The 11,827-nt window shown below is 62.0% G+C and carries 10 protein-coding genes and 1 tRNA gene; 2 read left to right on the forward strand and 9 right to left on the reverse strand.

Going from position 1 to position 11,827, the window contains the following annotated elements; all coding sequences use genetic code 11:
• Nucleotides 1-4: 4 nt before the first annotated feature.
• The 4 genes from otsB to LB577_RS17545 form a co-directional block, all read right to left on the reverse strand.
• On the reverse strand, nucleotides 5-787 hold the full coding sequence (otsB, locus tag LB577_RS17530; protein WP_224687644.1) for a trehalose-phosphatase: 783 nt from the start codon (nucleotides 785-787) through the stop codon (nucleotides 5-7).
• Nucleotides 787-2,562, reverse strand: a complete 1,776-nt coding sequence (locus tag LB577_RS17535; RefSeq protein ID WP_224687661.1) for a trehalose-6-phosphate synthase — start codon at nucleotides 2,560-2,562, stop codon at nucleotides 787-789. The genes otsB and LB577_RS17535 overlap by 1 nt, the downstream gene beginning before the upstream one ends.
• Nucleotides 2,563-2,661: 99 nt before the next feature.
• Nucleotides 2,662-4,824 carry an amylo-alpha-1,6-glucosidase gene (locus LB577_RS17540; protein WP_224687662.1) on the reverse strand — a complete coding sequence of 721 codons (2,163 nt, stop codon included), beginning with the start codon at nucleotides 4,822-4,824 and terminating at the stop codon, nucleotides 2,662-2,664.
• 47 nt (nucleotides 4,825-4,871) lie between these two features.
• Nucleotides 4,872-5,945 carry a glycosyltransferase family 4 protein gene (locus tag LB577_RS17545; protein ID WP_224687645.1) on the reverse strand — a complete coding sequence of 358 codons (1,074 nt, stop codon included), beginning with the start codon at nucleotides 5,943-5,945 and terminating at the stop codon, nucleotides 4,872-4,874.
• A 173-nt stretch (nucleotides 5,946-6,118) separates the two neighbouring features.
• Here LB577_RS17545 and LB577_RS17550 point away from each other — a divergent pair, with 173 nt between their 5' ends.
• Nucleotides 6,119-6,595 carry a hypothetical protein gene (locus tag LB577_RS17550; protein WP_224687646.1) on the forward strand — a complete coding sequence of 159 codons (477 nt, stop codon included), beginning with the start codon at nucleotides 6,119-6,121 and terminating at the stop codon, nucleotides 6,593-6,595.
• A gap of 104 nt (nucleotides 6,596-6,699) precedes the next feature.
• On the opposite strand, the gene LB577_RS17555 is transcribed toward LB577_RS17550, so the two are convergent.
• Nucleotides 6,700-6,775 (reverse strand) — tRNA-Lys (locus tag LB577_RS17555).
• Between the two features lie 232 nt (nucleotides 6,776-7,007).
• Between LB577_RS17555 and LB577_RS17560 the strand changes: the two genes are divergently transcribed.
• On the forward strand, nucleotides 7,008-7,478 hold the full coding sequence (locus tag LB577_RS17560; protein ID WP_224687647.1) for a BA14K family protein: 471 nt from the start codon (nucleotides 7,008-7,010) through the stop codon (nucleotides 7,476-7,478).
• 87 nt (nucleotides 7,479-7,565) lie between these two features.
• Here the strand turns inward: LB577_RS17560 and LB577_RS17565 are convergent, their stop codons facing one another.
• From LB577_RS17565 to LB577_RS17580, 4 genes are all read right to left on the reverse strand, one after another.
• Entirely contained in the window at nucleotides 7,566-8,042 is a 477-nt protein-coding gene (locus tag LB577_RS17565) for a DUF6882 domain-containing protein (RefSeq protein ID WP_224687648.1), read from the reverse strand.
• 26 nt (nucleotides 8,043-8,068) lie between these two features.
• Nucleotides 8,069-9,562, reverse strand: coding sequence for a glycerol kinase GlpK (gene glpK / locus LB577_RS17570; protein ID WP_224687649.1), 1,494 nt, complete (start codon nucleotides 9,560-9,562; stop codon nucleotides 8,069-8,071).
• Between the two features lie 3 nt (nucleotides 9,563-9,565).
• A complete protein-coding gene (locus tag LB577_RS17575) occupies nucleotides 9,566-9,976 on the reverse strand; it encodes a hypothetical protein (protein WP_224687650.1) in 411 nt (136 codons plus the stop codon).
• 63 nt (nucleotides 9,977-10,039) lie between these two features.
• Nucleotides 10,040-11,767, reverse strand: coding sequence for an ABC transporter substrate-binding protein (locus LB577_RS17580; protein WP_224687651.1), 1,728 nt, complete (start codon nucleotides 11,765-11,767; stop codon nucleotides 10,040-10,042).
• Between the last annotated feature and the right edge of the window lie 60 nt (nucleotides 11,768-11,827).

Raw genomic sequence — 11,827 nt, forward strand, 5'->3', positions numbered from 1 at the left:
ATTTTCATGTCGCGACCAGACCGGCCGATTTCTCCGCATTGCTGTGGTTCGCGGCATCGAGCCAGACCAGCGCCTCCTCGACACCGGCTAGCGTATGGCGCGCGGCGGTCGGTCCGCGTGGTTTGATGCGCACCGAGACGCCGTCCATTTCATTGACGACTTCGAAGCCGTTTTCATCTGAAGTGTCGTCGCCAAGGAATACCGGGCGCCGTCCGCTGAAAGCCGGCTCTTCCATGAAGCGCCTTATAGCCGCTCCCTTCGCCGCCTCCAGCGGCATCAGTTCGACCCCGGCATTGCCGGCAAGCACCCTATATCCCGCGGGCAGCCTGCCCAGCGCCTGTTCGACCAACTGTGTCGCGCGCCGCAGCAAATGCGGCGCCGCGCGCGTGTGAATGGCCAGGATCGGCCCCTTGCGCTCGATATAGACATCAGCGTTGTCCAGTTCGGCCTCGATTTCCTGGGCAAGTGCGGCTATGTCGGCCGGCTCGCCGGCGGCCTCGACCGGGCCGTCCCGCGCCAGCCTGTGTTCGAGGCCATAGAGACCGGCGGCGCGCAATCTGAGCGGCTGGAAGAGATTGTCGACGGCGGCGATCGATCGACCCGTGATAAACGCCAACGCTCCATCCAATCGAGCTTCGAGGCTTGCCAGCAGCGCGCGTAGCTCGTCGCCGACGACCACCGCGTCGGGATGCGCGGCATGTTCGAGAAGCGTGCCGTCGATATCCAGGAACAGGGCCCATGGCCCTTGCGGAAGAGCCGGTGCCGGCAGGTTTGGCGATACCGGCATCACAGCGCCGCCACCCGTTTGCGATCGAGCAACGATATCACGTTGCCAGGCGCCGCGGGAGCCGCGCCGACGGCACGATCGACCGCAACGCGCTTGCGCAGGCGCGCTGCATCGAGGAGCATGCTGCCCGCCCATCGATAGACATTGTTGTCGCGAACGATCTCGCGCATGCGCTGCATGCGTTGGCGCTGCTCCTCCTGCGACATGGTCAGGGCCTGCAGCAAGGCGTCGCCCATCGTCGCCGCGTCATAGGGGTTGACGATAAGCGCCTCGAGCAGCTCCTTGGAAGCGCCGGCGAACATGCTGAGCAGCAGGACGCCCTGTTCGTCGTCGCGCGCCGCGACAAACTCCTTGGCGACCAGGTTCATGCCGTCATGCAGGCTTGTGACCATGCAGACATCGGCGGCGCGGTAGATCTCGTAGACCTGCACCTGCGAGTAATGCTCCGTCACCATCAGGACGGGTGTGTAGCCTTCGCGCCCATAGCGCTGGTTGATATCATCGGCACGATGCAGGCACTCCTCATACAATTGTTGATAGGCGGGCAACGTGCCGCGGCTGGGCGCTGCGATCTGCAGTAACGCCACCTTACCGATCCATTCCGGATGGAGCTTCAGGAGCTCATCGAGTGCGTCGAAGCGATCGAGGATGCCCTTGGTGTAGTCGAGACGTTCAACGCCCACGCACAGCCTGACATTGTCGGCCAGGCCGAATCTCTCGCGAATGCGCCGGCGGCATTGCGCCACGTCAGGCAGTTTGCCCAGTTGCGCCGGCGGCCATTCGATTGAGATCGGATAGGCGTGAACCAGGCTGATCTGGCCGCCATAGGAGATGGCCGAATCCTCGCGCTCGATTCTGCTTTCCAGGAAACGGTCAACGCTCTCAATAAAGTTGTTACAATGAAACTGGGTATGAAAGCCGACAATCGAGCTGCCGAGCAGGCCCTCGAGAATCTTCTCGCGCCACGGGCAGATGCTGAACACCTCCGAATTCGGCCATGGGATGTGCCAGAAGGTGATGATGGTGGCTTCCGGAAGGCGCTCCCGGATCATCCGCGGCAGCAACGCGAAATGGTAGTCCTGGACCAGCACGATCGGCTGCTCGTTGCGGGCTTCCGCCACGACGGTGTCGGCGAATTTGCGGTTGACCGCCTCGTAGGTCTCCCAATCGGAGGTGCGGAATATCGGCCGGGTGAAGGCAATATGGCACAACGGCCAGAGGCCTTCATTGGCAAAGCCGAGATAATAACCCTGCTGTTCTTCTTCGCTCAGCCAGACACGCCGCAACGTGTAGGAAGGATTTTCGGGCGGCACCTCCACCCGGTCATTTTCGTCGACCACCAGCGCATCGGCCGAACCGCCTCCATAGGCGATCCACGTGCCCGCGCAGGCGCGGGTGATCGGTTCCAAGGCGGAGACAAGGCCACTGGCGGGTACGACCAGTTGGATGTCGTCGCCCTTGCGGTTGTGGATATACGGCTCACGATTTGAAACCACGATCACCTGGGCGTCCGGAAGTTCCTTTGCCAAGATGTGACGTAGCGTTTCCGGCGACCATTGGACGAGCGAAGCGGCCGCGGATTGCCCATTCTTCTCGAATTCCGGCAACAGGCTGCCAGTGGGCTCGGTTGCCCCAGCAGCGTGCGTGCCGCTCCTCAATCGGCGTGCCCGCAGAACCATCGTCGCGATGATGAGGATCGAGATACTGACAACTGCAAAACCGAGGAGCCACAATACGGACGAAGGAACGACCAGGTACGAACTGTTGTCAGGCATTGAAATCGACTTACCCTTCAATGAGATAGTGCGGCGGGTCGCCATCCCGGCAACCCGCGTGATGGTCAAACGCTCACCCCGCGCGATGGTTCCGATTTTTCAGCTCCTGACCACGAGCGGCACTAGCCCCTCATGGCGATCGGCCAGAAAGGCGCCGACGCGGTCGCCAACCCGTTGAAATGTGAGGTCGACAGAGGCGCCCGCCACCGCCAGATGGCGGACCACCAGATTGTCGATGCCGATCGGCAGGCGCGGTCTCGTCACCTGAATTTCGCCGGTCCAGCCGTCGATCTGAAGACCCAGGCACGCCTGCATGAGCATGAAGGCGGAGCCGGCCGACCAGGCCTGCGGCAAGCAGGCAACCGGATAGGCGATGGGCGCCTCGCCCGGTGCGCGGGTGAAGCCGCAGAACAGTTCGGGCAGGCGCATGTTGAAATGAACAGCGGATTCGAACGTTCCGCTCATCAGCCGCACCACATTGTCCCTGATGCCGTACCGCGCCAGTCCGGCAGCGCAGATCGCGGTGTCGTGCGGCCAGATGGAACCGTTGTGGTAGGACATCGGATTGAAGAAGATGGCGTCGTCCGCCAGCGTCCGCAGGCCCCAGCCGGAGGAGAATGAGGCCGACAGCAACTGGTCGGCGACGATGCGCGCGCGATCCGGGTCGGGAAGGCCGACATAAAGCAGATGGCCGGCATTGGAGGTGCGCACCTTGCAAGGTTCACCGTCGCCGTCCAGGGCAAGCGCATAGTAGCCGAGTTCCTCGATCCAGAACTGGCTTTCGACCCGTTGGCGGATTTCTTCGGCGCGCTTCTCCCAGGCTTCGGCCTTTTCGGTTTCGTCCCGCAGCCGAGCCAGTTTCGCCAATCCCTGGAACGCTGCAAAGACGTAGCCTTGCACCTCGACCAGTGCGATCGGGCCTTTCGGGATGCGGCCGTCGGCGTGAAAGACGGAATCAAAACTGTCCTTCCATCCCTGGTTGGCTAGGCCCGATTCCGCGGCGCGCTGGTAGGTCAGGAATCCCGTCGGCTGGCTCGCCGCCTCGATCCATTCGGCGGCGGCACACAGCGATGGCCACAGGCCGTCGATGAACTTCGTGTCGCCGGTGCGGTCGGCATAGGCGCAGGCGAGATGGACATAAAGCGGGGTCGTGTCGACACCCCCATAGTAACGGCCGAACGGCAGTTCGCTGAGCGCCGTCATCTCGCCCTTGCGTGTCTCGTGCATGATCTTGCCGGGCTGGGAGTCGCTGAAGGGTGAGGTTTCGGTCGCCTGGTGCTGCGCCAGAAAAGCCAGCACGCCCCGCGCCAGGCCGGGATTGAGCCAGAGCATTTGCAGGGCCGAGATCACCCCGTCCCTGCCGAAGGCCGTCGAGAACCACGGGATGCCGGCGTAGGGATAGGGACCTGTCGCCAGTTCCGTGGTCAGCAGCGCCACGTCGGCGCGTGCCCGCTCGATCCAGTCGTTGAACACGCGGCCCGAGCTGTGCAGCGTTGCACCGTGGCGGCGCTTGGCCCGCATGCCAAAGCGCGCGCGAGCGGCGGCCGCACGAAATCGTTCGCGTTCTGGAGCATCCGCGATCTCGGTGCCGACCTCGACATAGAGCGTCTTGCGGCTGCGCTTGGTGACGGCGATGAAGAAGTCCGCCTGCTCCGCGGTCAATTCGTCCGGCACTTGCGAAAACGAGATCGCCGACGTGCGCTCCACCTTGTCCAGGCCCTCGTAGCGAAGCATCACCGTGTTCTTGCCGATTTCGGCTGTGCGCGCGGTGCCGCGTTTGGGCCGCGTCGAGCCGCGCACTTCGAACATGTCGCGGAAATCCGCGGCAAAGCGCAGCGAAAGCCGGAGGCTCGAATGTTCCTGGCTGTAGTTGGAAAGCGTCAGGCGTTCGTAAAGCCGGTCCTGCCAAATCAGCCTGACGCGCTCGATGTGGATCGCGCCTTGCGGAATGGGGCGGCCGCCGATGCTCTCGATCGGCAGGTTGGTCAGATTGGTGGTGAACAGCACGTTGTCCTGGCTGAGCGATGCGCCGAGCAAGGACGTCGACCGCCCGCCGACGGTCAGCCGGAATTCAGAAAGCACGCGCGTGTCGTCGCGGAAGAAGCCGTCGCCGACACCGCGTATGTCGCCATAGGCATCGGCGACGGCGAAGGAGTCGCCATGCTTGAGCGCGAAAAGCCGGTGCGGTTCCCTTGGCGCGGTCTCGTCCAGGGATGCCAGCGCTATTGCCGGATCAAGCTTGCGCTCGTCGAGTTGGGTGATGGTCAAGAAGATTGTCCCGTGCTGGTTTTTCGAGCGGGTGAAGCGCTCTATGAGGCCCTGATTTCCTCATGGCTGCCCTCGTGGCTGCCAGTCAGCCGGGAGTACGCCGCGACATAGTCGCCTGCCATCCTGTCGGCTGAAAACCGCTTTTCGAAGCCCCCCCTTATTCGTCGCCTGTCGAGTTGCAGGAGAGCCGGCATCGTGGCGACGGCATCTTCGATGGTCTCGACGACGAAACCGGTCACGCCGTGATCGACGATCTCGGGCATGGCGCCGCAGCTCCACGCCATGACCGGTGTTCCGCAAGCCATGGCCTCGACCACGGCAAGGCCGAACGGCTCCGGCCAGTCGATGGGGAACAGCAAGGCGGCGGCGTTGCCGAGAAACCGGCTCTTCTGGTCCTCGCTGATCTCGCCGACATATTCGACCCGGTCGCCATCGATCATCGGCTGGACGACTTCCTCGAAATAGGCGCGATCGCCATCACCGATCTTGGCCGCGAGCTTGAGTTTCAGGCCGGTGCGGCGGGCAATCTCGATCGCCCGGTCCGGCCGCTTGTCGCGCGACATCCTGCCGAGAAAAGCAAGATAGGCGCCATCCGAACCTGCCTCGAAGTCAGGCTCATAGAGCTTGAGCGGCAGTCCATGGTGGATCGTCGCCAGCCAGTTCGCCGATGCGAACCGCGCCCGCTGGCTGCGGGATATCGAAATCATTGGAAACCGCGGGAACCGGTCATAGGCTTGTGCGAGGTCCGCGTAATCCAGCCTGCCATGCGGCGTCGTCACCGTGCGTTGCGCCATATCGCGAAAAAACGGGAAATGCAGGAAGTGGCTGAGATGGAAATGGATGACGTCAAAATCGTCGGCCCGTTTCCTCACCTCGTCGAGCATCGACAGATGCGCCGCGATCTCCGATTTCAACGGGCGGGGGTCGAGACGAAGCGCCCGCTCGCGGCACGGCACTAGCCTGGCGGAGGTCTTCGTGTCGCCGCTGGCGAACAACGTCACGTCGTGGCCAAGCTCGACGAGCGCTTCGGTAAGGTAGGAGATGATGCGCTCGGTGCCGCCATAGAGTCTCGGCGGCACGGATTCGTAAAGCGGCGCGACATGGGCAATCTTCATGGCCCGGCGTTCCCTCAATGAGCTGGTCATGAAGCAAAATGCATCAGCTGCGGGATCGTTCCCCAAATCCCCAGTCAAGGAAGGGTGCGACGATTGATCTTCGCCCTGCCCGCTCTACATTCGGTACCCTTGTCTCCTGCATGTCGCGGTCACGACAGCACAAGGAGGTTGCGTTGCAGCGATCCGACGATATTGCCGCCCGACGCGTGGCAATGATCATTGAGCAATATGTCGAGGCGAGGAAGCGGCGCTTCGGCTACGTCTCGACGGACCAGGCCGCCAGGGCGGTCCATCGCGTCCTGAAACCCGGGATTTCGGCCCACGAACTCGACGACATGGTCGCCGCCCTTGCCGTCAAGAACGGATTGGCGGTGGTTTTCGACCGCGGCGCCAGGGAATCTGTCGGCGGCACCGAGGCCGACCTGGATCGAAAGGATCAGGCCATGCGCGCACCAGCAGAGACCACGGATGTCGCCGGCGCGGTGGATGCCATTCTGGGCAGTCACCGAGAGGATGCCTCGTTGTCGATGAAGGCAGCGATCGCCCTATTGCGCGAGCGCACCGGCACCAAGCGATCGGACGCCGACCTGGAGGGCCTGCTGGCAAAGAAAGCCACGGTTCTCGGCGTGCATTTCTCGCGGGATAACTGAGCGGCAGTTCATGCGGCACTTCGTATAGGCCGCTTCGGCATAAGACGCGCTTCACCCAAGTCGGATGTGAACTGCACCGACATCCAGAATGGATCTTGAGGCAATGGTGAGCGCGATGGGATTCGAACCCATGACCTACTGATTAAAAGTCAGTTGCTCTACCGGCTGAGCTACGCGCTCCCGCGGGCTCGAAAAGGCCGCCCTCGAAATTGCGCGGAACATAGGGAGAGTGCTTCGGCCGGTCAACCGGAAAAAGCGGGCCCGTGAACCTGTCCAGCGCTGGCAATTGCGGCACCCTAAGGTCGCTCCTGGCCTCTGCCCGTCGGCGACAGCCGATGCGGGGGAACAAATCCCCTGCGCCGACCGTTTTCGGCCTACAGGGACGTCCGCCAATCCTTCGAGGAGAAGACCGATGAACAGAATCCTATCCGGCGTGGTTGCAGCTACCCTTTCGGCCACATTTGTTGCGGCGGAAGTGGTGCCGGTCAACGCTGCAACTGCCTATGTACCCCTATCCCAGACCGTAACGCCTGATGTGCAGACAGTGCAGTACCGCGAGTGGAGGAGAAACCGCTCCTTTGACCGCAATTTCTCGCGCAACCGCAGCTTCAGCCGCAACGGCGGCATGTATTGGAATGGCCATCGCGGCTATCGCGAATACCGTCGCGGCTATCGCCGTCACGGCGACTACTGGTTCCCGCTCGCGGCCTTTGCCACCGGAGCGCTGATCACCGGCGCGATCGCCAACAGCGAGAACAACCGCGTCTATCGAGGCAATGCGCACGTCCAGTGGTGCTATGACCGCTACAAGAGCTACCGGGCTTCGGACAACACCTTCCAGCCCTACAACGGTCCGCGCCAGGAGTGCCGTTCGCCGTATTGATTGTGAGCGAGTGCAAGCAGCTGCCGAGCAGGCCCGTGCCAGAACCTGGCGCGGGTCTTCTCTTTCAGTGAGTATGGCGAGCCGGCATCAGCCGGCCCAACTGATGGCCTTGATGATGTAAAAACGTGCATCGCCCTCCCTGGAAGGTGAGCGATATGCTCCAAGGGCGTCGCAAATCCGAACCGCCACGGCGCTCAGTTCCCAACCAAGCACTTCCAGCTCGTCATCCACATCCGTCACGTAAGACTGGGCCAGTTCATCGATGCTGTTTGTCTCGCCGAAGGATCGAACCAGCTTTGCGTCGACCATAACGTCGTCAGGCCAATTTGAATTTGCCCAGGCCCAGAGCCAACTCTGTGATTTAATGCTCGTGGAACCGGCAATCTGGACCTCCGCGGTCACTTTGATTTCGTCGCCTTTGGAAAACAAAAGCCTTCTGGTCTCTATGTCATAATCGTAGCGAGACCAGTGGCCGAGCTGGAAGTCTTTCTCCAAGCGGTCATTCTTGGCATTCAGTTGTTCGATAGCCTCGTCGCGCCAAGCAGGATACCAGTCTGGCTTCATTTCCCCTCGCCCCATTAGACAATCGGTTATGGCACACTCAGCGTCCTGCGCACAGCGTCGCGCCAGCCTGCGAGTTTGGCCGAGCGTATGGAGCTATCCATATCCGGCTGGAAGCGCCGCTCGAGCGCCCATCTTTTCGCAAACTTCTTGGCATCCGGCCACACGCCCGCCTTCGAGCCGGCGAGCCAGGCCGCCCCCAACGCCGTCGTCTCCAGAATGGTCGGGCGGTCGACCGGCGCATCGAGGATGTCGGCCAGGCGCTGCATGGCCCAGTCCGACGCCACCATGCCGCCATCGACCCTGAGCACCGTTTTGGCCGAGGTCGCCTTCCAGTCCTTGCGCATGGCGTCGAGCAGGTCGCGCGTCTGATAGGCAACCGATTCAAGTGCGGCCCGCGCAAACTCCGCCGGACCGGAATTGCGGGTCAGGCCGAAGATGGCGCCGCGCGCTTCGGCGTCCCAGTGCGGCGCGCCGAGCCCGACGAAGGCCGGCACCAGATAGACGTTTTGCGAGGGATCGGCCTCAGCCGCCAATTTGCCGCTCTGCTCGGCCTTGCCGATCACCTTGATGCCGTCACGCAGCCATTGCACGGCCGCACCGGCAATGAAGATGGAGCCTTCCAGCGCATAGGTCGTCTTGCCGTCCAGCCGGTAGGCGATGGTGGTCAACAGCCGGTTCTTCGAACGGACCAGGTCGCTGCCGGTGTTGAGCAGCGCGAAGCAGCCGGTGCCATAGGTCGACTTCATCATGCCCGGCTCGAAGCAGGCCTGGCCGATGGTCGCGGCGTGCTGGTCGCCAGCAACGCCGAGGATCTTTATCTCGGCGCCGAACAGACCCTTCTCGGTGGCGCCGTAATCGTCGGCGCAATCCTTCACCTCAGGCAGCATCGCGGCGGGGATGCGCAGGATCGAAAGCAGTTCCTCGTCCCAGACATTCTCGGCGATGTTGTAGACCAGCGTGCGCGAGGCGTTGGTGGCATCGGTGGCATGGACCTTGCCGCCGGTCAGCCGCCAGATCAGGAAACTGTCGATGGTGCCGGCCAGCAACTCGCCCTTCTCCGCGCGTCGCCTCGCCCCTTTCACCTTGTCGAGCATCCAGGAGATCTTGGTGCCCGAGAAATAAGGATCGAGCAGCAGGCCGGTCTTGCGGGTGAATTTCTTCTCCAGCCCCTGCTTCTTGAGCTTGTGGCAGAGCGGCGCGGTGCGCCGGTCCTGCCACACGATCGCATTGTGGATCGGCTTGCCCGTCGCCCTGTCCCAGATGACGACGGTCTCTCGCTGGTTGGTGATGCCGATGGCCGCGACATCCGAAGCGGCGCGCCCGGCCTTTTTCAGCGCGGCCTTAACCGTCGCCACGACACTGCTCCAGATCTCCTCGGGATCGTGTTCAACCCAGCCGGAGGCCGGATAGTGCTGAGTGAATTCCTTCTGCCCTGAACTGACGACTTTCATCTGGCCGTCGAACAGGATCGCACGGGTCGATGTGGTACCTTGATCGATAGCTAGGACGAGGCCGGGCATGGCTTATATACTCCTGGGCAGCAGCGTATTCAGCGCTGTTGCAATTCTGCCATAGGCAGCATCGGTGAACCGAAGCATTGGCTCGGTATCGATGTTCAAAATCAAATCGCGGCTGCGAACGAAAGCCCGAATGACTGAGTGATCAGGGCGAAACCAGCGACCGTCATCGGTGGGAACACCCTCCGGATTGATGCCTTCGCCGAAGATCATCGCATAGGCGGCGAGATAAGCTACGGATCGAGGATTTTCAGGAAGCGTATCCTCGGGTCCGTTTTGCCATTTATCCAACACCTCAGATCGGTCGAAGGGGCGATCTGCAATGGTGCAGGCCGATGCTCGGTCACGGGCACGACTCTGCGGATTCAACAAATGCCCAAAAGACCTGACAATCTCGTCAATATTCTGCGAGTGCATCGTCTCCCCCTGAACGCAAATGGGCCGGAGATGTTACCTCCGGCCCGGGCCTAGATGGTGTTCTTACTTCTGCCAGCTCTTCACCAGCTCATCGTAGTTGATGGTGATCGGCTTTTCCTTCTCGTTCTCGATCTTCAGCTGAGGCGCGAGATTGCCCTTCTTGACCGCGTCGGCATTCCAGTAGGCGAGATCATGCTCTTCGGCCATCTTCGGGCCGATATCGCCCTGGACGCCCGACTTCTCGATGCGGCTCATGACCTTTTCCTGCTCGCCGCAAAGCGAGTCCATCGCTTCCTGCGCCGTCTTGGCGCCGGACGACGCGTCGCCGATCGCCTGCCACCAGAGCTGCGCCAGCTTCGGATAGTCGGGCACGTTGGTGCCGGTCGGCGACCACTGGACACGGGCCGGCGAACGGTAGAACTCGATCAGACCGCCGAGCTTGGGTGCGCGTTCGGTGAAGCTCTTGTCGTGGATCGTGCTCTCGCGGATGAAGGTCAGGCCGACATGGCTCTTCTTCACGTCGACGGTCTTCGAGGTGACGAACTGCGCGTACAGCCAGGCGGCCTTGGCGCGGTCGGTCGGCGTCGACTTCATCAGCGTCCAGGAACCGACGTCCTGATAGCCGAGCTTCATGCCGTCCTTCCAGTAGACGCCATGCGGCGACGGCGCCATGCGCCACTTCGGCGTGCCGTCGTCGTTCAGCACCGCCTTGGCGCCGGCATCGACCATCGAAGCGGTGAAGGCGGTGTACCAGAAGATCTGCTGCGCAACCGCGCCCTGCGCCGGGACCGGTCCCGATTCAGAGAAGGTCATGCCCTGGGCTTCGGCCGGAGCGTAGGCCTTCAGCCAGTCGAGATATTTCTGGATCGAGTAGACGGCGGCCGGACCATTGGTGTCGCCGCCGCGCGCCGTGCAGGAACCGACCGGGCGCGAATTCTCGTCGACCTTGATGCCCCATTCGTCGACTGGCAGGCCGTTCGGGATGCCCTTGTCGCCATTACCGGCCATCGACAGCCAGGCGTCGGTGAACCGCCAGCCGAGCGACGGGTCCTTCTTGCCGTAGTCCATGTGGCCATAGACCTTCTTGCCGTCGATCTCGCGGCCGGTGAAGAACGCGGCGATGTCTTCATAGGCCGACCAGTTGACCGGCACGCCGAGGTCGTAGCCGTAGTTGGCCTTGAAGTCGGCCTTGTTCTTTTCGTCGTTGAACCAATCGTAGCGGAACCAGTAGAGGTTCGCGAACTGCTGGTCGGGAAGCTGATAGAGCTTCTTATCGGGCGCAGTCGTGAACGATGTGCCGATAAAGTCCTTCAGGTCGAGGTTCGGGTTGGTGACATCCTTGCCCTCACCCGCCATCCAGTCGGTCAAATTGCGCACCTGCTGGTAGCGCCAGTGGGTGCCGATCAGGTCGGAATCGTTGACCCAGCCGTCATAGAGGTTCTGGCCGGTCTGCATCTGGGTCTGGATCTTCTCGACGACGTCGCCTTCCTGGATGACGTCATGCGTGATCTTGATGCCGGTGATGGCGGTAAAGGCCGGCGCCAGCACCTGCGATTCATACTGGTGCGTGGCGATAGTTTCGGAGACGACCTTGATGTCCATGCCGGCGAACGGCTTGGCAGCGTCGATAAACCACTGCATTTCGGCTTCCTGATCGGCGCGCGAGAGCGTCGAAAGTGGACCTATCTCTTTGTCCAGAAAGGCTTTTGCTTCGTCCATCCCGGCGTAGGCATTGCCCGCACCGAGCAATAGGACAAGCGCAGTCGTCGATGTTAGAAATTGCCGTCGCATTGTGTTTCCTCCACATTTTGAAAAGATTTCAAGTGCGATCTGAAGCGGGCGCCGGTAGGC

Origin of the sequence: Mesorhizobium sp. B283B1A, from assembly GCF_020165735.1 — a bacterium.
Taxonomy (GTDB): domain Bacteria; phylum Pseudomonadota; class Alphaproteobacteria; order Rhizobiales; family Rhizobiaceae; genus Mesorhizobium; species Mesorhizobium opportunistum.